18 protein-coding genes are annotated in these 20574 nt (G+C 59.0%); 7 read left to right on the top strand and 11 right to left on the bottom strand.

The genetic code is table 11. The features are described 5' to 3' along the window. Positions 1-90: 90 nt before the first annotated feature. On the bottom strand, positions 91-1410 hold the full coding sequence (locus ACY8GK_RS06575) for a tetratricopeptide repeat protein (protein ID WP_462402645.1): 1320 nt from the start codon (positions 1408-1410) through the stop codon (positions 91-93). Positions 1411-1984: 574 nt separating this feature from the next. Here ACY8GK_RS06575 and ACY8GK_RS06580 point away from each other — a divergent pair. Further along, a complete protein-coding gene (locus tag ACY8GK_RS06580; protein WP_462402646.1) occupies positions 1985-2788 on the top strand; it encodes an AraC family transcriptional regulator in 804 nt (267 codons plus the stop codon). A 110-nt stretch (positions 2789-2898) separates the two neighbouring features. Further along, positions 2899-4092: an MFS transporter gene (locus ACY8GK_RS06585; RefSeq protein WP_462402989.1), complete on the top strand. Its 1194-nt coding sequence runs from the start codon at positions 2899-2901 to the stop codon at positions 4090-4092. A gap of 41 nt (positions 4093-4133) precedes the next feature. Here the strand turns inward: ACY8GK_RS06585 and ACY8GK_RS06590 are convergent, their stop codons facing one another. From ACY8GK_RS06590 to ACY8GK_RS06615, 6 genes are all read right to left on the bottom strand, one after another. Then, positions 4134-4484, bottom strand: coding sequence for a DsrE/DsrF/TusD sulfur relay family protein (locus ACY8GK_RS06590; protein ID WP_462402647.1), 351 nt, complete (start codon positions 4482-4484; stop codon positions 4134-4136). Between the two features lie 81 nt (positions 4485-4565). Further along, positions 4566-5342 (bottom strand): amino acid ABC transporter ATP-binding protein, encoded by a 777-nt coding sequence (locus tag ACY8GK_RS06595; RefSeq protein ID WP_462402648.1) that lies wholly within the window; start codon positions 5340-5342, stop codon positions 4566-4568. Between the two features lie 12 nt (positions 5343-5354). Next, positions 5355-6644: an amino acid ABC transporter permease gene (locus tag ACY8GK_RS06600; protein WP_462402649.1), complete on the bottom strand. Its 1290-nt coding sequence runs from the start codon at positions 6642-6644 to the stop codon at positions 5355-5357. 1 nt (position 6645) lies between these two features. Next, complete coding sequence (locus ACY8GK_RS06605) at positions 6646-7890, bottom strand: amino acid ABC transporter permease (protein WP_462402650.1); 1245 nt, start codon at positions 7888-7890, stop codon at positions 6646-6648. 97 nt (positions 7891-7987) lie between these two features. Beyond that, complete coding sequence (locus tag ACY8GK_RS06610; RefSeq protein WP_462402651.1) at positions 7988-9010, bottom strand: amino acid ABC transporter substrate-binding protein; 1023 nt, start codon at positions 9008-9010, stop codon at positions 7988-7990. A 272-nt stretch (positions 9011-9282) separates the two neighbouring features. Then, on the bottom strand, positions 9283-10512 hold the full coding sequence (locus ACY8GK_RS06615; protein ID WP_462402652.1) for a MalY/PatB family protein: 1230 nt from the start codon (positions 10510-10512) through the stop codon (positions 9283-9285). Between the two features lie 121 nt (positions 10513-10633). On the opposite strand from ACY8GK_RS06615, the gene ACY8GK_RS06620 reads away from it, so the two are divergent. Further along, positions 10634-11527 carry a LysR family transcriptional regulator gene (locus ACY8GK_RS06620; protein WP_462402653.1) on the top strand — a complete coding sequence of 298 codons (894 nt, stop codon included), beginning with the start codon at positions 10634-10636 and terminating at the stop codon, positions 11525-11527. Positions 11528-11561: 34 nt separating this feature from the next. Here the strand turns inward: ACY8GK_RS06620 and ACY8GK_RS06625 are convergent, their stop codons facing one another. Both ACY8GK_RS06625 and ACY8GK_RS06630 read right to left on the bottom strand, forming a co-directional pair. Beyond that, the gene (locus ACY8GK_RS06625) at positions 11562-12152 is read right to left on the bottom strand and encodes a disulfide bond formation protein B (protein ID WP_462402654.1); all 591 of its coding nucleotides are present in this window, start codon (positions 12150-12152) and stop codon (positions 11562-11564) included. 365 nt (positions 12153-12517) lie between these two features. Beyond that, positions 12518-13864: an alcohol dehydrogenase gene (locus tag ACY8GK_RS06630; protein WP_462402655.1), complete on the bottom strand. Its 1347-nt coding sequence runs from the start codon at positions 13862-13864 to the stop codon at positions 12518-12520. Between ACY8GK_RS06630 and ACY8GK_RS06635 the strand changes: the two genes are divergently transcribed. Both ACY8GK_RS06635 and ACY8GK_RS06640 read left to right on the top strand, forming a co-directional pair. Continuing rightward, a complete protein-coding gene (locus ACY8GK_RS06635) occupies positions 13864-15453 on the top strand; it encodes a GMC oxidoreductase (RefSeq protein WP_462402656.1) in 1590 nt (529 codons plus the stop codon). The genes ACY8GK_RS06630 and ACY8GK_RS06635 overlap by 1 nt on opposite strands. 346 nt (positions 15454-15799) lie before the next feature. After that, a complete protein-coding gene (locus ACY8GK_RS06640; protein WP_462402657.1) occupies positions 15800-16171 on the top strand; it encodes a hypothetical protein in 372 nt (123 codons plus the stop codon). A gap of 283 nt (positions 16172-16454) precedes the next feature. Here the strand turns inward: ACY8GK_RS06640 and ACY8GK_RS06645 are convergent, their stop codons facing one another. Together ACY8GK_RS06645 and ACY8GK_RS06650 are read right to left on the bottom strand one after the other, a co-directional pair. Continuing rightward, positions 16455-17225: an SDR family NAD(P)-dependent oxidoreductase gene (locus tag ACY8GK_RS06645; RefSeq protein WP_462402658.1), complete on the bottom strand. Its 771-nt coding sequence runs from the start codon at positions 17223-17225 to the stop codon at positions 16455-16457. A 72-nt stretch (positions 17226-17297) separates the two neighbouring features. Then, entirely contained in the window at positions 17298-18131 is an 834-nt protein-coding gene (locus tag ACY8GK_RS06650) for a substrate-binding periplasmic protein (RefSeq protein ID WP_462402659.1), read from the bottom strand. Between the two features lie 288 nt (positions 18132-18419). Here ACY8GK_RS06650 and ACY8GK_RS06655 point away from each other — a divergent pair, with 288 nt between their 5' ends. Both ACY8GK_RS06655 and gabP read left to right on the top strand, forming a co-directional pair. After that, positions 18420-18932 (top strand): heme-degrading domain-containing protein, encoded by a 513-nt coding sequence (locus ACY8GK_RS06655; protein ID WP_462402660.1) that lies wholly within the window; start codon positions 18420-18422, stop codon positions 18930-18932. A gap of 239 nt (positions 18933-19171) precedes the next feature. Continuing rightward, complete coding sequence (gabP, locus tag ACY8GK_RS06660) at positions 19172-20563, top strand: GABA permease (RefSeq protein WP_462402990.1); 1392 nt, start codon at positions 19172-19174, stop codon at positions 20561-20563. The last annotated feature ends 11 nt before the right edge of the window (positions 20564-20574 follow it).

Raw genomic sequence — 20574 nt, forward strand, 5'->3', positions numbered from 1 at the left:
ACGCCAATTCCCTGCGCAAGGCTGCAAGCCAGCCGGCCGACCTGTTGCCGGGTCAGCCTGCTGGTATTGCGCCACGGATGATACGAAGGCTCAGCTCGCCATGGCAGCCAACCAACGGCTGTCCCGGGGCGAAGGCCGACGGTGCAGACGTTGATCGAGCAGCGCACGAGCCTTTTCCGACTCACCCGCTCGCATGAGCGAGACGAGCAATGTGTCCTGCACGATTTCACGCTGCGCACCGCTGCCACCGATACGAACCACTTCATGCGCCACAGGCTCGAGGATTCGGGCGCAATGCGCATAGCGGCCTTCGGCGAACGCCATCACGGCATGACACAGGGCCGGCACCACCGGCCCAGCTCGCAGATTGCCGTCACGCACAAGTGCCGACAGCGCCCCAGCCCGCTGCTCAAGAGACTGCTGGTCGCCCGTGGCCGCCGCAAGCATTGCCATGTGGAAGTCGGCAAAAGGGAAACCCGGCTGCTGGAAATACTTGGACGCGTACCGCGCTGCATCTTCCCACAGGTTTGCGGGAACCTCGTGTCCATAAGCCTGCATGCGCCAAAGGAAGGATGAAGTGTCGCTGATCACGTTGATCGGCAGCCCCGTAGCCACGGAGGGCGCCACATGGTCGGCGTAGATCCCCAGAGCGGTTTCCAAGTCATCGCGTTCCAGCGCAACCAATGCGCCATGCCAGGCGATATGGTTGTGCAAGGTACCGCTGCGATCGTAGCCCGGAAGCCAGTCCCTGATGACTTCGCCTGCTTCGTCATTGGCACCAGCCTCGTAGAGCACATGGGCTACCGCATGCACACCATTGACGTTGTTGCGACGCAGCTCCAGGGAACGTTGCGTCAGCGCACGGCCTAGGGCAACGTCACCGTTCTCGCCGTGGGCCCAGCCGCGATAGTTCAGGAACCACCAATCATCCTCGGGGAAATGGCGGGCATGACGCTCACACAAATCGACCCGAGCCTGATCGTGGTCGGCCATGCCAGAAAATGCAAACAGTCCAAAGGCACCCAATGGCAAGGACATGATCACGATATCCAGCGGCCAGCGGTCCAAGTGTTGCAAAGCATTGGCCAGCGCCTTGGCTGGCTCGCCATGGATGACATGGAACAGTGTCTGCACATGGCTGCGCTCGCGTTCGGTCCCTTTGATCTGTACCAGCTCGGTGGCCTTGGCGATCTTGGCCTTGGCCTCGCCTACTTCAGTACGGATGGCATGGAAACGCGCTCGCGCGGCCCAGGCCAGGGCGAATTCTGGGTCGGCGGCGATCGCCTGATCCAGCGTTTCGGCAACACCGGTCCAGAGGGAAAGCAGAAGGTCTACCCCCGCCCGGTAATGCTCCGCCGCGGCTTCGGAAGAGGTCGAGAGAGGCAGGCTATAGCGGTCGAGACAGGCCATCGTGTTGAAACTCCTCATGGGTATGCAGCGAAGAAGTACGAGGTAGCCGCTTTGATTGCCCCTGTGCGCGGTCGGGTGGGCTACCTCGTATCGCCATTAAACTCCATTCGCCTGTGACGGGCTTTCGACTATCTGCCAAATGACATAGATTAAAAGACACTAGCCGCCGCCATATGAACAGCCCTCTTCACATGTTGAAAATTACTCGCGAAGATTTCTCCCCGCGATTGCCATGCTAGACACCGGTGCCAAGCACCACATGGTGCTCCACCTCGGATTGGACGCTTTCAGCAGGGACGCTTCGGGTAGCCCTGCTGTCTGCGACCCTATCCTTGATCGGCTCGAAACTGGCCTTGTCCAGCCCCCTGCCCACGGCGCCGCAGTACAACATGGACTCGAGGGTCGCCGGCAATCGCTTGACCTGCTGGCTGATACGCGACTGGCTGATGACCGCTTGCTCAACGTGTACCGCGGCTCTGTCCTTGCGGCATCATGTCCGGGATTGACAACCGCCGTTCGGGTACGGCCCGGCTCCCGATTTTCGGCTCCCCTCCTCCACATTACAGGCCAAGCCATGAACTGGGACATCATCAACACGCCCCACGGTCTATCGCCACCCGACCCGTTGCAGGTGCGCGCGCAGTCCATTCCTGCGCGTCACAGCTTTCCCGAGCACGCCCATGAGTGGCACCAGATGGTGTATGCCATTTCCGGCGTGCTTACCGTAACCACCAAGGCCGGGGCCTTTGTCATTTCACCAGAGCAGGCCGCCTGGTTACCGACCGGACTGGACCACATGGTAGGTTCGCTGTTCGGGGCCGAGTTTCGCAGCCTCTGGATCAACCATCGCTTCGCATCGGGCCTTCCCGCCGACCAGCCCACGCTCTTCAGCGTCTCTCCTTTGCTCAAGGCATTGATCGTCGAGGCCACGAGAATTCAGGATGAACGCGAGGAAGAAGGTTATCGGGGCCGCATCACTCGGCTGATACTCGATCAGTTGCGTCGAGCCTCGCCTATCTCTACCGAGTTGCCCTGGCCTACCAGTCAACCTTTGATAGGACTGTGCGAAGCGCTGTATGCCGATCCTGCCAATGCCACTGAGATGGAAGCATGGGCCAGAACCATGGGCATGTCCGAGCGCACGTTGGCCAGGCGTTTCGTTGCCGAAACAGCCATGAGCCTGCGGACCTGGCGCAGACGCTTGCGCCTGTTTCGCGCCATAGAAATGCTCGGCGCAGGCCTGGATGTGACGCGCACGGCACTGGAACTGGGTTACGGATCGACCTCTGCCTTCATTTACGCCTTTCGCCAGGAACTGGGCAGCAGCCCGCAGGCCTACATGAGAGGCGGCGAATCCGCAAAGGGCACCGGGCGTTGAAGCCAGATAGCTTTTCTTGCGACAGCCAAACATTTTCTGCTTTGCAGGCGTCTGCACGGCATGTGGAAAATGCATGATGTGCGCTATCTTCGTTGCTATGGAAGCCCGTGATGTCCAGACCCAAAATCAATTCGAACGTGCTACGCCTGACGTTCGCCCAAGCGCTATCAGGGGCCAATTCGGTAGTGGTCTACGCCACCGGAGCGATCATCGGCAACATGCTCGCCCCAAGGCCGTCCCTGGCGACCCTGCCAATCTCCGTATTCGTCATCGGCATGGCGTTGGCAACGTTGCCGATAGGCCAGATAGGGCGCCGCTGGGGTCGCACCGTCGCGTTCATGATCGGCAATGTGTGTGGCATCGTCATGGGCGGCCTAGCCGCCTATGCCCTTGCCGTTGGTTCGTTCACGCTGTTCTGCGTCGCCATGCTCTTTGGCGGAGCTTATGCCGCGGTGGTCCTGACGTTTCGGTTCGCGGCGACCGAGTGCGTCGAGGCGCAGGACCGCCCGAAGGCCTTGTCGATCGTGCTTGCTGGCGGCATTGCCGCCGGAGTACTGGGACCACAGTTGGCCAACGCAACGATGGACATGACCAGCCAGCCCTATGTCCTGACATATGTAGCAGCCGCTGTGGTGGCGCTGCTGTCTGCCTGGGTACTGGTAGGCGTGCGCTTTGATCGACAACCCAAGCGCAGCGAGCCACGGCATACTGGCAGCATCAAGGCCATCGTCAGCCAGCCGCGGTTCCTCGTCGCCATGCTGTGCGGGGTGGTCAGCTACATGATGATGAATTTCATGATGACGTCCGCTCCACTGGCGATGGACATCTGCGGGATCGCCCGAGTGCATTCGAACACCGGCATCGAGATGCACGTGGTCGCGATGTACGCGCCCAGCTTCTTCACGGGACGACTGATCAGTCGCTTCGGCGCGCCCTTCATCGTTCAGTGCGGTCTGGTCCTGATCATCCTGGCTGCTGCAACAGGTATGGCCGGCATGAGCATCACTCATTTCTGGTTGGCGCTGATCTTGCTGGGCGTCGGTTGGAACTTTGGTTTCCTCGGCGCCTCGGCCCTGGTGTTGACCTGCCATGCTCCCGAAGACGGGCCGAGGGTACAATCCGTCAACGATTTTGTAGTCTTTGGCACCATGGTCATCGGCTCGTTCCTCTCCGGAGGTCTGCTCGATGCTTTCGGCTGGACTGTCGTCTCCGGCCTGATCCTGCCGCCCGTCGTGCTGGCCATGGTCGGCCTTGCCTGGCTTCAGCGCAAGCAGCGCACGTCGGCGGCGCAGCCCCTGGCTTGAGCTTCGCGTGGTCGTCGGGCTGAAAGCGACGACCATTTCCTTCAGAAGATCAGTACTTTCTCGGCACCGTACGTCCAATCGGCAAGTTCTCCCGGCGCAGCCCGTCTTGCCCCAGGGACCAGCTCTACGTCCCGCATGCCTCGGGCGTCCATGCCATCACCACACAGAGCCACCTCGCCCTTGCGCAATATCTTGTTCAGCACCAGCTCAAGGTTGTAATGACCGGTTGGCACGATTTGCCCGGCACGAGCGCAACTCACTGCATCCGACTGCAAATAGACCCGCACCTTTGCCTGCTTGCGAGCTGCGAGCGCCCCTGCCAGGCGTAATGCATTGTAGGCCCGCTCCGAGCCGTAGCTGGCGTCATTGATGATGAATAGAAAGGCACTCACGTGCGGCTCCTCTTTGGATGAAAAAAACGAGGAGAGGGACGAACCCACCTCCTCGAAGATGACGCAAAGCTGCGGATGTCTTCAGTGCCGCAGGATCTGACTCAAAAAAGCCTTGGAACGCTCGGACCGGGGATTGCTAAAGAAATCGCTGGGCTCGTTCTGTTCCACGATTTGGCCTTGGTCCATGAAGATGACCCTGTTGGCGACCGCCTGGGCAAAGCCCATTTCATGTGTAACGCAGAGCATGGTCATGCCTTCCTCTGCCAACTGGATCATGGTATCGAGTACTTCCTTGATCATCTCCGGATCCAGGGCCGAGGTAGGCTCGTCGAACAGCATCACCCGAGGATTCATACACAGCGCCCGGGCGATCGCCACGCGTTGTTGCTGGCCACCGGAAAGCTGCCCTGGGAACTTGTGTGCGTGATTCGGAATCCTGACCTTGGTCAGGTAGTGCATGGCAAGTTCCTCGGCCTGTTTGCGTGGCATCTGGCGAACCCAGATCGGTGCCAACGTGCAATTTTCCAGAATCGTCAGATGCGGAAACAGATTGAAATGCTGGAAAACCATGCCCACTTCCCGACGCACCTCATCGATCTTGCGCAGGTCGCTGGTCAGTTCCGTGCCATCGACGACGATGCGACCTTGCTGGAATTCCTCGAGACGATTGATGCAGCGGATCATCGTTGACTTGCCGGAGCCGGAGGGTCCGCAGATGACGATACGCTCTCCTCGGGCGACGGTAAGGTTGATATCACGCAGTGCATGATAATTGCCGTACCATTTGTTCAGGCCGTCGATCTGAATCGCGACGTCCTGTGTGCACGTCTGGCTGGCATCGAGTGCAGCGTTTTTCATTGTTTTTGCTCCTCAACGATGATCGGTCTTGAGCCTGCGCTCCAGGTGAATCGAATAACGCGACATGCCGAAGCAGAACAGGAAGAACACGCCGCCAATGAACAGAAACAGCTCCCAGTAGACGCCTTGCCACTGAGTGCTGGCGCGAATGGCCGTGGACAGCGCGATAGGATCCAGCAGGCCGATGAACACGACCAAGGTGGTATCCTTGAACAGCCCGATGAATGTACTCACGATCATCGGGATGGAGATCTTCAGAGCTTGCGGCATGATCACCAGGCGTTGTGCCTTCCAATAATCCAGGCCTAGTGCCTGGGCAGCTTCCGTTTGTCCTTGCGGCAGCGCTGCCAACCCTCCCCTGATCACCTCGGCCATGTAAGCCGTGGAAAAGAGCGTGACCATGATGATGACCCGCAGGATCAAGTCGAATGAAGTGCCTGGCGGCAGAAAGTAGTTGAGCAGCAGCGAGGCAGTGAACAACAGGGTAATCAACGGCACGCCGCGCACGAACTCGATGAAGGTCACGCTCATCAGCCGGATCAGCGGCATCGCCGAGCGGCGCCCCAGGGCGAGGAGTATGCCCAGTGGTAGGGACATGGCGATGCCGCTCACACCGACCACGAAGGACAGCAGAAAGCCTCCAAGTTCACGAGAAGTGACCGCCGTCAACGACAGCGGAGCCAAATGTTCCAGAACGGTCGACACGTAGCCCATGCCCTTGAGCCACCAGGCGACGGCCGAGGCGAGCGCGCAGATGACGGCCACACCGATCCCCAGACGCCGGGTCAGGATGAAGGTCAAGCCGCCAATCGCAAATCCAACGTAGGTGAGCACTGGCTGCCATAGCGAGCCTCCCCAGATCAGCCAGAAAGCCAGACCTGGATAGGCCATGCTGAACCACAGCACGCGACGCGGTAACCAGCTGAACAGCAACGGGCCGATGGCCGCGAACAACAGCGCGAAGGTAGTCAACGGGCGCCAATAGTCGGACTGCGGGTAGAACCCGAACAACAGTTGTGGCCACCGCTCGCGAATGACGCCCCAGCAAGCGCCGGGCTCGCCATCGAGCAGGCGACGGCATTCACCGAGAGAGTCGGCCTGCCATACCGAATTGGCTAGCCACGGCAGAACAGCATTGACCAGCGCCGCGATCGCCAGTAACGCGAAGAGTGTCAGGACAGTGCTCACCCAGCCGTCGAACAACCGGCTACGCAACCAGTGGCCGACCCCGGTCTGACCTGCAGGCGGTTCGGCCGGCGGTAGCAAGGTGTCGCGGAACCACGCAATGGAAGATTGGTTCATGTCAACGCACCTGCAGTTTCACACGGTTGTTGTAGAGATTCATCAAGCTCGAGATGAACAGGCTCATGACCAGGTAAATCAGCATCATCAAGAAGATTCCCTCCAGCTCCCTGCCCGTCTGGTTGATGGTGATTCCGCCCAAGGTCGAGCGCAGGTCCATATACCCTACCGCCAACCCAAGCGACGTCTGCTTGGTTATGTCCAGGTACTGCGACGTCAGCGGCGGCACGATCACTCGCAGCGCCTGCGGCAGGACAACCAGACGCATGCTGCGACCCGAGCGTAATCCCAAGGCGTGAGCCGCTTCGGTCTGGCCTCGGGCAATGGACTGGATGCCGCTGCGAACGATCTCGGCAATGAATGCACCGGTGTACACGCTCAAGCCAATCCACATTGCTATCAACGCGTTACCGAGCTGCAGGCCACCTTGGAAATTGAATCCGCGCAACTGTGGATAACCCAGGTGAAAGCCAAGAGCGTACAGCAAGGCTGCGACGGGCAGCACCAGTGCCAGCGAACGCTTCCACCACAGCATCGGACGTTTGCCCGTGACACTTTGTATGCGGTCGGCCTGTCGGCGAAGGCAGCGATCGGCCCAGAGGCTGAGCAGCATCACCGCGATGACCGTCAGGACATCGAGACTCACTTGCACGATGCCCAGATTCAGTGTGCCCAGCGTGTGGCGCAAGAGCGGCTCTGGCAGGTAGATGCCTCGGTTGGTCACGGCGATCGCCGTTTCTGCTACGCCGCGATAGCTGCTTGGAGCCGGCATTGACTGGGCCATCACCGCACCGACGATCAGGATGCACAAGAGCGCCGGGATATTGCGGAACATCTCGATGTACACGCCCATCAGGCGAGAGATGATCCAGTTGTTGGAAAGGCGAAGGACGCCTGCGACCACGCCGATCGCCGTTGCGGTGATGCAGGCCATGACTGCCAGAATGATGGTATTGAGCAAGCCGACCAGCGCAGCCCGGCCGTGGCTCATCTGGCTCTCGTAAGCAATCGGTTGCTGATTGATATCGTAGCCGGCGGCGCTCCACAGGAAGCTGAATGAAAAATCCTTGCCCAAGGCAGCCAGGTTGCGCACGGTGTTGTCCAGCAACCAGGCAGCCGCCAGCATCAGACACATCAACGCGATGATCTGAATGGTGTATCCGCGATAACGCTTGTCATGCAGCAGCATGCCCAACGAGAAGCCCGGCGAGCTGGCACTCTTGTCAGTCAATGTGAGGGTGGACATCGAAACACTCCCGGATAGAGGCGAACCAAGGCAGTGACAGCGCCTTGGTCAACCGTTCGCAACAATGTTCGAGCGACGCGCCGAGGGGCGCGCCGCATCAGCGAAACGGCTGGGCGTACAGCAAGCCGCCCTGGTTCCATTGGGCATTGAGGCCTCGCTCGAGACCAATGGGCGTGTTCTTGCCCAGGGAGTTGTCGAAAATCTCGCCATAGTTGCCACCGGCAGCGATGGCTCGGCTGGCCCATTTCGCGTCCAGGCCCAGCTGCTCGCCGTAATTGCCTTCACTGCCCAGCAAGCGGTTGATCTCCGGGTTCTTCGTACCCGTGGTCATGCTAGTGACGTTTTTCGAGTCCACCCCTAGCTCCTCTGCGGCCACCAGCGCATTGAGCGTCCAACGCACCACGTCCGCCCACTGATCATCGCCCTGCCGGACCATCGGACCGAGAGGCTCCTTGGAAATGAGCTCCTTGAGCACTATGTGGTCATCCGGCGCCGCGAAACTGGCCTTCGACGCTGCCAGCCCGGAGACATCGTTGGTGAAGACATCGCATGCACCGGCAAGGTATTTTTGCTCCCCTTCGGCAGTGGAGTCGATCGGGACGGGTTCGTACGAGATACCGTGATTGCGTGCGTACTCAGCCAGATTGAGTTCATGCGTCGAGCCGGTTTGAACGCAGATGGAGGCGCCGTCAAGGTCCTTGACAGACTTGGCGCCGAGGTTCTTGTGGATCAGGAACCCTTGCCCATCATAGTAGTTGATACCAGCAAAGGTCAGTTTGAGGTCGACATCCCGGGTGAACGTCCAGGAACTGTTGCGCACCAGCAAGTCCACCTCGCCCGAGGCGAGCGCGGTAAACCGGGTCTGCCCGGTCGTGGGGACGAAATTGACCTTGTTCGCGTCGCCCAGCACGGCGGCAGCGACTGCACGACACATCGAAACATCGAGGCCCTGCCAGGCACCTTTGGCATCGGGTGCCGATAGCCCGGTGTTACCTGTCGAGACGCCACAGTTGAGTTTGCCACGGGCTTGCACGTCCTTGAGCGTGGCTGCAAGGGTAGGACCGGCAACCAACGATGCAGCGAGGCATACCATCGGTACGAGAACGGACTTTCTCATCATGTTCACCTTGTTGTTGTGATGTTTATTAAGGCGGCAGTTCAAGGCACGTACAGCTAAGGCTTGCGTTCATGGCGCAAGCGCTTTTCAAGCGCTGGCTTTACGAAAAGTCGCCGAGCGGCCATCAGGCAAGGCGAAAACAGGCGAGCAAGCGGAGGTCACTGGTTGTAAATGAGCATTCCGAGCCTGTTTTCAACGTAGCCTGATCATCGCGCAGGCACTTTTCGTACAAGGCCTAGGGCCTCAAGCGTAAGGCTTCAGGCAGGTTCAGTGAGTCAACGTTGCGCAATGGCGCGGATCATACGCTGGATGGCTTCGTTCACCGTTACCCGGCTGCAGCCCAGATTGGCGCGCATGAAGCCGTGGCCCTCCAAGCCAAACTTCTGGCCTTTGTCGAGCCAAACGCGGGCCTTGGTGAGCATGAAGCGATCGAGCTCCTGTGCATCCATGCCTAGTCCGCGGCAGTCCATCCAGGCCAGGTACAGCGAGTCGGCCGGCACGATCTTGATCTGCGAGGTCGCCGCGTGGATCGCTTCGGCAAAGTGCTGATGGTTACCGCGAACGTATGCCAGCATCTGCTCGAGCCATGGTTCACCATGGGTATAGGCCGCTTCGGCGGCGACCATGCCCAGCGCGTTGACGTAGCGGTAGAGATTGCGATCGTACTGCCGAAGCAGCTCTTCGCGAACTCGCTTGTTGGGGACGAAAATGTTGGCCGTCTGCAGACCTGCCATGTTGAACGTCTTGCTGGGCGCCGTGCAGGTGATGCTGTTTTGCGCAAATGGCTCGCCCAGCGAAGCGAATGGAATGTGTTTCTTGCGGGGATTGAGGATGAAGTCCTGATGAATTTCATCAGACAGTACCAGGACGTTGTGCCGGGCACAGATTTCGCCCATCGCCCGGAGCTCCGCTTCGGACCAGACATTGCCAGTTGGATTGTGCGGATGACTGAGAATGAACAGGCGTGTGTTGGGCTGTATGGCCGCTTCGAACTTGCGCTCGCAAAACTGATAGCGCGCCCCGTCGAAATCGAGCGGCGCCAAAGCCAGGTGACGGCCATTGATGCGCGCATCATCGTGAAAATGCACGTAGACTGGCGGCTGGATCAATACCGAATCGCCTGGCGAAGTAAAGGCCTGGATGGCCGTTTTCATGATGGTGATGATGCCAGAGGCTTGCATGAGCCAGTCACGCGACACATCCCAGCCGAAGCGTTTGCCTTGCCACCCGATCACCGCATCCACATAGGATTTGCGTGCCCCACCGGCATAACCGAACACACCGAAGCCAACGGCTTCGCTCAGCGCATCGATGACCGCCTGCGGCGAGCGGAAGTCCATGTCGGCGACCCACATGGGCAAGGGATCGGCGGCACGCTCTTCGGGTGTGAGGAACAGATGGCCATAATCCCATTTCATGGAATTGGAGTGGCGACGGTCGATGACTTCATCGAACAGGCATGCTTGTGGTTCGTGGGTCATCGATGCAAGTGCTTGGTTAGTCATTTTTCTTTGAATCCAGCCTGTACAGAAAGGTTGGGGCTCAAGCGCCTTGCACTATTTGTAGCAACATCGGATCATGAACAGAAATGGTATTACTTCATCAATCCATGAGCCGGATACATGAATGATCGACGTACAACATCTCTCGATCTTGCGTGAAGTGGCACGTACCGGCAGCGTTACCGCAGCGGCCGAGCGTTTGAATGTCAGCCAGTCGGCTCTGTCTCACGCCATTGCCAAATTCGAAGAGCGCAGCGGCATCAAAGTCTGGATGAAAGACGGCCGTGGTCTGCGCTTCACCCAAGCCGGGAGCTATCTGTTGAGCCTTGCCGAGCGTCTGCTACCGCAGCTTGAGCACGCTCAACGGGTGCTGTCAGACTTTGCTGACGGGCGCCGTGGCGCGTTGCGCGCCGGCATGGAGTGCCACCCTTGCCAGAAATGGCTGATGGGAGTAACAGGCCCGTATCTGCGCCATTGGCCAGACGTAGACTTCGAGGTAGCCACGGCATTTCGCTTCGATGGAATCGCAGCACTGCTGGGCCATGAAATCGATGTGCTGATCACCCCGGACCCGATCGACCAACCCGAGTTGCTGTTCACTCCGGTATTCGATTATGAGCTCATGCTCATCCTCCACGAACATCACCCGTTAGCCAGCAAAGCCTGGGCAGACCCAAGCGATCTGGCTGGCGAAACGCTGATCACGGTGCCGGTGAGCCTGGAGCGACTGGACGTCTACAGCCGCTTCCTGGTACCGGCGAACTGCCGTCCACATCACCGCATTACCGCCGAAACGACTGAACTGATGATGCAATTGAGCGCGGCCGGCAGAGGTATCAGTGTGCTACCGGAGTGGTTGATACGTGAGGAAGGTGCAAACCTGCCCCTACGCACACTGCGCATAGGACCGCACGGGCTGCACAAGAGCATCCACCTGGGTGTGCGCAAGGCCGATGAGCGCATCGATTACATTGCAGGCTTTCTTGAGATAGCACGCGGTCATCAACCGGCCAGATGAGGGCCTGGGGGAACAGCGCAGGCCTCAATTGCGGCTATGGCTTCATCACGTCGCCATCGTAGAGCATCTGATAATGTTGCTGCCCACCTGCCCGGAAGTGATCAAAACCATTTTGCAGAAATGCCGACACGAGATTCGCCGCCACCAGCAGGACAAACAAACCGATGATCAGGTTCTGCGCAGCAGAGCGCTGGAATCGCGTTGCTGGTTCCCTCTCGGCAGGCGCGCGACGCGCGTACAACACGGCCATGATCAGGCAGAACATTATCGCGGCGGTGAACACCATGAAGGTCCAGGTATACATGTGCAGGCCCAGGATCGCCGAGCCGGTGGGCGTCGAACCTGGCAACGCCTTGGCGAACATGAACAACAAACTCAGCAGACTGCCGATCAGTGCGCCAAAGCCACTGAGCACGTAGTTCCAGGGATTGATGCCAAACACCTGATTCAGCAGCAACCCTGAGCCAAGCAGCATCAGGCATACGCGGATGAGGTTGCAGAACGCACAAGGTAACTCGCCAAGCACCAGCTGATAAAAAAAGGCATCCAGAAGTAGGAAGCAGATACCCCCGATGGCAGCCATTTCAAGCTGCCTCAATCGTTGTTCGCTCAATCGCACGTCCATTACCATGCTCCCAGCTGCTTCAAATCAGACATATGGTGGGAGCCATGCCAGGTGGTCCAGATTACCACCAGCACGGCGCAGAGGAGCCATAACGCACGGGCAAGGCCAAGATGCCTGAACGATGCCAACGTTGCGGCGAACGCCACTAGAACAGGGATAAATCCTATGAACATGCAACTGTCTCCTGGGTAGGTCTTGAAATGATGAATTGCCCAACGGGCAAAAGCTCAGGGTCTGGCCATCCTGCGGTACCAGACCAATGCCAAGGATGAAGCTGCTTCCGGTCGATGAGTTCACGCAGTTTTGGCACTACTGCATGGCATGCCTGAGTGCCACCAGAGGACTGGCGACCATGAAGCACTAAGTCATGCAGATCCGCCGTCGCCCATGGTCAGCACCATGCGAAACTGAACCGCGCCAGAGCGCACCCTCTGGTAAGCTTCCCAGGCCCGCTCCAGCGGCAGAGTTTCAATCTGTGCGCGTACACCGGCCATCACGCTGAAGTCCAAGGTTTTCTCGGATTCATACGGGGTTCCGGTAATGGCACCTTGAACGCTGCGCTCACCTCCCACCAATGTCCCTGGCATGATGCTCAGCGGTTGCCGGCCGACGCCGACGATCAGCAATGTTCCCTGTGGAGCGAGCGCTGCCATGAGCGGTGAAACGGCATCGCTGTCGGTGATGGTGCTAAGGACGACCTGCGCACCGCCCATGGCCTTCAAGCGTACTACAGGGTCTTCTACCTGGCTGTCGATGTAGAGATGCGCTCCCAGTCGCAATACCTGCTCGGTGATGTCGTCGCCACGGCCAATCGCAACGACTTTGAAACCCATTCGCTGCGCATATTGAATCGCCAGGTGTCCCAGGCCGCCTATGCCCTGGATGGCCACTAGATCCCCAGCCTGGGCACCTGACTTTCGCAATGCATTGAAGGTAGCGATACCAGCGCACAGCAGCGGTGCAGCCTCGACCGCGCCCAGTGCATCAGGAATTGCCACCAGGCCCGTGGCGCGAGCCAGCATCATTTGCGCATACCCGCCATCCTGCGAACTACCTACCACCGGCTGGTCCAGGCACAGGTTGAAATATCCACGCCGACATTGCTTGCAAGTGTTGCAATGGCCGCCCAGGCGCCCAATACCTACCCGCTGACCGACACGCCAGAGCCTTGACGTATCTTCGCCCAGGGCGACGATATGGCCCACGACTTCATGCCCGGGTACTCGTGGCAACTGCAGGCCGCCCTCGACACCTTCGATCGCGCCGGCATCGGCACCGCAAATCCCGCAAGCTTCGACCCTGACAAGCACCTCGCCAACGCCGGGCGTGGGTATTTCTCGCTCGACCATTTCCAGCTCACCCGGACGGGTGACCTGCATTGCCTTGTAGGTATTGCCTTTCATGCGCCATGTCTCCTTACCATCGATTGGAACACTTCCTGGCCAAGCTGGTGGACAAGTAATTCTGGTAGTAGCTACCCACGCCATCCAAACGAGTTTAATTAGGCCGACAGGAAAGAAAATCTTCGTCATCAGCCGAGACTGGCACGTCAATCGCTGCGCGCGCGGCACAGGCATGAGCCAAAGCTTGCCGCTGCGACAATGTTGCCCAGAAGCAGAAGTTTTTTTTGCCCGATGCCAAGTTTTCTTTTCTTGTTCCCATCCTGGCAACAGGCGCCCAATATCGTCGGCCGGGAAGTTGACTTCTCGCATTGCTTATCAGTAACGCTGTCTTCGCGGGTCATAGGATGCAAAGAAAAGTAGAAGTTCTGATTGTCGGAAGTGGTTTCGGTGGCGCCATCGCCGCGCAGCGCCTTGCCGAAGCCGGGCGTGAAGTACTGGTGCTCGAGCGTGGCCCGTGGCGCGACACGCTTCCCAACCGCTCCCTTGGCATCCAGAACCTGGTTCCCCTACCTCAAGGGAGCAAGGCTTATACCCACGCTCTGCGGTGCATCGGTTCGCATCGACTCAAGCATGATGTCGTCCTGAACAGAAAGGGCTTCATCGAGGTTTACCAGGGTGATGGCATCAACGTCATCTGCTCGTCAGGTGTCGGCGGCGGCAGCCATGTATATGCCGGTTTCATGGACCGCCCCTTGCTGCCCGAGTATTGGGATAACCGTCACCCAGACTTGTGCGCAGCCGATATGGAGCGTTATTACCAGGAGCTTCTCGCCACCTACCAGGCCCGGCCGCTCACAGCCAACGACCAGGTCCCGAACAGCATCGAACAGACAGACTATGACGGCACGCTGAAATGCCTTGGGCACCCCGCCGTAGCCTTCCTGATGCCAGAGAACCCGGGCCACCCTACCAAGCGGGTCGATCGCAACGGCGTGGAGCGTATCGAGTGCGACATGCAGAACAACAGCTTCCTGGGCTCCCCTTCGGGCGCCAAGACCACGCTGGATTTCTCGACACTCTGGCCGGCCATGCAAAAAGGCTTGAAAGTCCAGGCAATGTGTGAAGTCACGGCGATTCGTCGTCTTGGCGCTGCGACCCAGGATGGCATGCGCTACGAAGTCGCCTACCGCGACCATGACAAAGGGTCTCGAGAGATCATCCTTGCCGAGCATGTCATCCTTGCTGCTGGCGGCCTCGGCAGCGTGCGCCTGCTGCTCAAGAGTCGCGACGTGCAGCATGGGCTGCAGGGCATGCCGCGACTGGGGATGGGCTTTGGCGGCAATGGCGATTTTTTTGGCTTGTGGAAGGAGAACAGCCACAAGGATCTGTCCAGGGGCATGCCCATCGGCTCCCCCTTCCGCCTGAAGGACTCGCGCAACGATGTGCTCGTGCTTCGCGCCAGCATCCAGGGCCTGGACACCATACCCATGCCCCCGTTGCTCAAGGGCTGGCTACGTAGGCAGTCGGTAATCATCGCCTTCGGTGGTGACAACAATACTGGCACGATGGCGATGCGCAAGGGCCGCTTCCGGATCAACTACAAAACTTGCGAAAACCCAATCTACGGACAGATTCACGATGAGATCGGCAATATCGAGCGCGCCACTGGCACGAAAGTGTACGCGCCTCGCAATCCGGTAACCGTCCACCCGGTCGGGGGAGCATGTCTGGGTGCATCGATCGCCGAGGGCGTGGTGGGTGCCAACGGCGAGGTGTTCGACAATCCAGGGCTTTTCGTGGCCGATGCGGCTGCCCTGCCCGCCTCTCCTGGCGGTGCCCCCAGCCTCTCGATCGCGGCCTGGGCGGCGAACGTTGCGGATCGCCTGATCGCGGCCCTGCGTGAGCGCGATGCCAACGCCAACGCACCAGTCAGCGAGGCCGATACGACACTGGCCTGACCAGAGGAACAAGGGCATGACAACGTAGGGGCAGACGGTGGTGCTGGGCAGTGGCTTCGATGGTGCCTTCGCGGCCTGGCGCCTCGTCCAGGTCGGGTGCGAGGTGGTCATGCTGGAGACGGTCCATGGCGGGGCACGGTGTCGAACAGATCGATCGGCTCAAGGATCTGGCGCCCCTGCCCCAAGGTGTAAAGGCATTCACTCACGGACTGCGCTCGGTTCGTTGATAGCTTTTCAAAGGGCAACTGCGGCTTAATCGAAAAGGCTTCGTCGAGGCGTATCATGGCAAGGGCATCAATCTAGTCTGTCATCCCACGTTAGCGGCGGCAGCCATGTACATGCCGGCATGCTGGCCAAACCTGCCAGCCCGACCTATCGAGATGGCCATCATCCGCTGGTGAACCAAGCCGGCATGGAGCGCTATTACGCCGAAGTCATCGAGTTGCTCGGTGCACGGACCGCCACAGGACAGGATGAAGTGCCCAACCGCATCGGCGTGACGGACTACGATGGCGAACTCTTCAACGCTGGCTTGTTCAGTTCGATGCTTGGCTTCCTGCTGCGACGACGGCCCGCTGCTCCGACGCAAATAACCGACAGCCATGGCGTCGAGCGTTGGGAGAGCGACTACCGCAACGACAGCTTCTGGGGTCGCCCTCAGGTGCCAAGACTATGCCGGATTTCTCGATTGTCTGGCCGGCGGTCAAACATGGCTTGAAAGTCTGGCACCTGTGCGAGGTGACGTCCATCCGGCGTCTCCCTGATGCAGGAGAAGCCGACATGCCGTATGAAGACCATCATCAAGGCCACCGCAACGGCCAAGCCTGCCCATTGCTTCACACCGGGCCTAGTGAACCGATCAGTTCGAAGTGCTCGGCGTGAAGATGTTATCCATTGCCGAAAAAGTCAGTTGTGGCGTAGATCGATTCGCGCAACCCAAAGTCGATTGCCAGCGCCACACCGACTCCGGCCCTCACCAATGCCGAGCCACCTATGACTGCTCAGCGAATGTAGCTTCCACCGTTGACGTCCAATGTCGCACCGTTCAAAGAAGCTTGTGAAGGACGCAGCGTAAAAGCCACCAGCTCAGCGATCTCTGCCGGGCTGGCCATGCGTCCGACAGGTATGTCAGAGACAGCCGCGGCCTCGCCATGCTGAGCGACGAACTGCTCCGCCATATCCGTGCGCACCCACCCCGGCGCAATGGCCACGGCTACCACCCCCTCCCCCGCGACACTTCGAGCCAAGGACTTGGTCAGGTTGATCAGCGCCGCCTTGCTCGAACCGTAGGGCAAAGCCTCGACAGTATAACCACGCTGCGCAGCGCGACTGGCCATGTTGATAATTCGACCGCCACCCCGTGCGCGGTAGTGCCCGACCGCTTCCCGGCAGAGATCAGCAGCAGCGAAGAAATTGACCTGGAACTCGCGCCGCCAAGCCTCGCGCCAACTGGAAGATGAGGCCTCCAGCGGTATCTCGGTCCGAATGCCGGCGTTGTTGACCAAACCATGGATCCTTCCACCAGCCAAGTCCAGCGCAACCTGCCACAGCCGCTCAGGACCGGTCTCCTCGCTCAGGTCGCCCTGCACGATCCAGCCCCTTCCGCCAATTCGATCCAACAACTTCTGCGCGCCTAGCGCGTCGCGGCTGTAGTGAATCAGCGGCCGGGCCCCTTCAGCTGCCAGTTGCTCGACAATCGCGGCGCCGATGCCACCCGAGGCGCCGGTTACCAGAACATTCTGCCCAGCCAGGGGGCGTGTCAGGTCATTCATCTGTGGTCACCTTACATTGTTGTAGTCGCCAAAGGTCGCCCGCGACGTCAGCGAGCGGCCAGGTGGCGCTGATCACTTGGTCGAATTGGCGGCAGCGGATGCTTTATCAACCAGCTGTTGAATCTCGCCCGTGTCGCGTCGCTGCCGCAGATAGATATTCAGGACCTCCAGGTCTGCAGCGGAAATGTCGCGCCGAACCCCAAATGAGACGCCTTGCTTGGCCAAGGCAGGCCTAGGCAGGATCTCGCGGGTCCAATCAGGATTTGCCAGAGCGAAAAGGTGGTTGGTATCGCTGGCATCGACCAATACGTCGGCGCGCTTGGACATGACCGCCAGGCGAGCCTCGTCCATGCCCGGCAAACGCATGATCTTGCCATGGCGCACGACAGAGGAAATGGCCTTGTCCTGAGCAGTGCCCGACATGACGGCAAAAGTGACCTCTGGCTTGTCCAGCCCTGCGATCTCGTCCTTAACGTCAGCAACCTTGGGGTTGTTCTTGTTCACCAGGAGCGATACCTGATAATCGGTGGCCGGTACTGTGAACGCCACGGCCAACGCTCGCTCGGGTGTCTGATTCAACGCCATGGCCAAGTCCCATTTGTTGCTTTGCAGCCCAGCGACGAGGTTGTCCCAGTTGGTATCGACGAAATCGACCTTGACCTTCAAAACCTTTTCACCGAAATCCCGACAGAGATCGACGAAGTAACCGCTGTAATCGCCAGTCTTGGCGTCTCGCATCACATACGGCGCAGCTACTGCGGCGCCACAGCGCAAAACACCTGCCTTCTGCACCGTCTGCCACAACGAACCCTCAGCGGCCTGGACTGTTGACTGAGCCAGCAAGGCGCCACACAAACCAGCGCCAATCAGGAACCTTTTAAGCGAAGACGAGATCGAGTGAACCATTTTGAACCTCACTGATGATCATTGTTTTTGGCAGGAAGGTAAGGCACCGAAATGCATGCTATTTTGTGTGCATTCTTGCATTCACATTAAGAATGAAGCCCAGATCTGTCAACAGGGACGCAAAAGAAAAACACGCTAGGCCCCGATGCTACGAGAAACAAAAATCACGACAGAAAAAACGAATCTGTACATAAGAGAAAATGGATTTAACTCACCTGATATTCAGCCCAAGCTGTCGAGGATCATTGAGCCATGGCTGGCTTGCGGACTGTCATAAGGAGAACTCCGATGAACCTCGCAGACGAGTTGGCATTACTGGTTCGCCAAGAGGAAAAACTTCAATATTCGCGTTTTGATGAAACAACTGCCTGGCAGTTGGGTGCATACCTTTATGACCAGGCGGCAGCCGAGTCGTGGCCGCTGGCGATCGACGTGCGCAGGTTCGATCGCCCCTTGTTTTTCGCCGCCCGGCCCGGCGTCACCTCCGACAATCTTGACTGGCTCAAACGCAAGCAGCGGACCGTGCAGCGCTTTTTGCGCAGCTCCTACCGAATCCGCTATGAGCTGGCCCTTGAGAAGCAGAACATCACCCAGCGCTATCATTTGGCCGCGGCGGACTACAGCGACGTGGGTGGTGGCTTTCCCATCATCGTGAAGGGCGCGGGCGTCATCGGCAGCATTGCTGTCTCGGGTTTACCTGATCGGCAAGATCATCAGCTTATCGTCGATGCGTTGTGCGAGTTGCTCGGTCATGACCGTGGCGCATTGGCATTGCCCGAGGGCTGCCCCTTTCAGCGCTAGGATTTTCAGGAAATAACCGAGCAGCGATCCGGCAAGGCAAGGCGAAAACAGGCCAGGCGCGACGTCTACAAGGGTAGATGAACACCCCGAGCTGTTTTCAACGCAGCAGAATCGTCATGCAGGTTTTCCTCACCAAGCCTAGACGCCACGGGGTCAACTCCCAGATTCGCCTGCGCGACATGCCAGGACGCCTTGTTTCAGGGATCAGAACGTTCCAAAAACAATTAACGAGTTCTTCCATGCCCAATACATCACTTGCAGCTGGTTTGAAACAACGCCATGTCACCATGCTTTCGATTGCCGGAGTGATCGGCGCGGGGCTATTCGTCTTCTCGGGCCATGCAATAGCCAAGGCCGGTCCCGCGGCCCTAGTGGCCTACGTGTGTGCCGGCACCTTGGTGGTTCTTGTCATGCGCATGCTAGGTGAAATGGCAGTCGCTTCCCCAGACACCGGTTCGTTTTCCACCTATGCCGATCGTGCAATCGGTCGTTGGGCAGGTTTTAGCATCGGCTGGCTCTATTGGTGGTTCTGGGTGCTGGCGATTCCGCTGGAGGCGATCGCTGCAGCCAACATTCTGAACGCCTGGATTCCCGTTGTAGATACCTGGATATTCGCATCGGCGGTGATCGTGCTAGTGACTGGGTCGAATTTTTTCAGCGTTGCTCGCTACGGTGAGTTCGAATTCTGGTTCGGGCTACTCAAGATCCTTGCCATCATCGGTTTCATCGGCGTGTGCGCGGCAGCGCTGCTGGGCCTGCTGCCCGGAAGGGAAGTAAGCGGGCTGGAGCGGCTGCTGGCGCAACATGGCGGCTTCGCACCCAACGGCCTGCACGCAATCATCGGGGCGATGCTCACCACCATGTTCAGCTTCATCGGCGCTGAGGTGGTGACCATTGCCGCGGCAGAGTCGAACAATCCCACGCGGCAGATCACGCGAGCCACCAACTCGGTGGTATGGCGCATTTGCATCTTCTACCTGTTGTCGATTGTCATGATTCTGTCCATCGTGCCGTGGAATGACCCACGCTTGCCACAAGTAGGCTCGTTCCAACGCGCGCTGGAAATCATGAATATTCCCAACGCCAAGCTGCTGATGGATATCGTCGTGCTGGTGGCCGTGGCCAGCTGCATGAACTCCCAAGTGTACACCGGTTCGCGCATGCTCTACTCCCTCGCTCAACGAGGCGATGCGCCAGCATTCCTTGGCCGCACCACTGTGATGCAGGTCCCGCGTGCCGCCGTAGCCTCGACCACCGTGCTGGGTGTCGTGGCGACATTCATCAATTATTTCGCGCCGCAAAGCGTGTTCGCCTTCCTGCTGGCAACGTCCGGAGCCGTAGCTTTGCTGGTATACCTGGTCATCGCCGTGTCCCAGCTGCGCCTGCGCAAGAAATTGCTGGCCAGCGGTGAACCGCTGCAGTTGCGCATGTGGTTGTTCCCGTGGCTGACCTGGGCGGTGATCGCGTTCATCAGCGGGGCATTACTGAGCATGTTCTTCATCCCAGCCTATCGCACCGAGATCACCGCCACCGGCCTGTTGACCATCCTCATTATCTGCCTGGGCTTGTTGACTGCGAGAAAGACCCACCGCACAGCCATGGCTCGACTCAAGGGAAGTGCTACGGCCTGAATCACCCGGCG

The sequence above is a fragment of the Pseudomonas sp. Marseille-QA0332 genome, assembly GCF_054950175.1.

Coding starts and splice junctions, on each gene's coding strand:
- ACY8GK_RS06575 (WP_462402645.1), bottom strand. CDS start 1,410: ATGGCCTGTCTCGACCGCTATAGCCTGCCTCTCTCGACCTCTTCCGAA.
- ACY8GK_RS06580 (WP_462402646.1), top strand. CDS start 1,985: ATGAACTGGGACATCATCAACACGCCCCACGGTCTATCGCCACCCGAC.
- ACY8GK_RS06585 (WP_462402989.1), top strand. CDS start 2,899: ATGTCCAGACCCAAAATCAATTCGAACGTGCTACGCCTGACGTTCGCC.
- ACY8GK_RS06595 (WP_462402648.1), bottom strand. CDS start 5,342: ATGAAAAACGCTGCACTCGATGCCAGCCAGACGTGCACACAGGACGTC.
- ACY8GK_RS06600 (WP_462402649.1), bottom strand. CDS start 6,644: ATGAACCAATCTTCCATTGCGTGGTTCCGCGACACCTTGCTACCGCCG.
- ACY8GK_RS06605 (WP_462402650.1), bottom strand. CDS start 7,890: ATGTCCACCCTCACATTGACTGACAAGAGTGCCAGCTCGCCGGGCTTC.
- ACY8GK_RS06610 (WP_462402651.1), bottom strand. CDS start 9,010: ATGATGAGAAAGTCCGTTCTCGTACCGATGGTATGCCTCGCTGCATCG.
- ACY8GK_RS06615 (WP_462402652.1), bottom strand. CDS start 10,512: ATGACTAACCAAGCACTTGCATCGATGACCCACGAACCACAAGCATGC.
- ACY8GK_RS06620 (WP_462402653.1), top strand. CDS start 10,634: ATGATCGACGTACAACATCTCTCGATCTTGCGTGAAGTGGCACGTACC.
- ACY8GK_RS06625 (WP_462402654.1), bottom strand. CDS start 12,152: ATGGACGTGCGATTGAGCGAACAACGATTGAGGCAGCTTGAAATGGCT.
- ACY8GK_RS06630 (WP_462402655.1), bottom strand. CDS start 13,864: ATGCGAGAAGTCAACTTCCCGGCCGACGATATTGGGCGCCTGTTGCCA.
- ACY8GK_RS06640 (WP_462402657.1), top strand. CDS start 15,800: ATGCTGGCCAAACCTGCCAGCCCGACCTATCGAGATGGCCATCATCCG.
- ACY8GK_RS06645 (WP_462402658.1), bottom strand. CDS start 17,225: ATGAATGACCTGACACGCCCCCTGGCTGGGCAGAATGTTCTGGTAACC.
- ACY8GK_RS06650 (WP_462402659.1), bottom strand. CDS start 18,131: ATGGTTCACTCGATCTCGTCTTCGCTTAAAAGGTTCCTGATTGGCGCT.
- ACY8GK_RS06655 (WP_462402660.1), top strand. CDS start 18,420: ATGAACCTCGCAGACGAGTTGGCATTACTGGTTCGCCAAGAGGAAAAA.
- gabP (WP_462402990.1), top strand. CDS start 19,172: ATGCCCAATACATCACTTGCAGCTGGTTTGAAACAACGCCATGTCACC.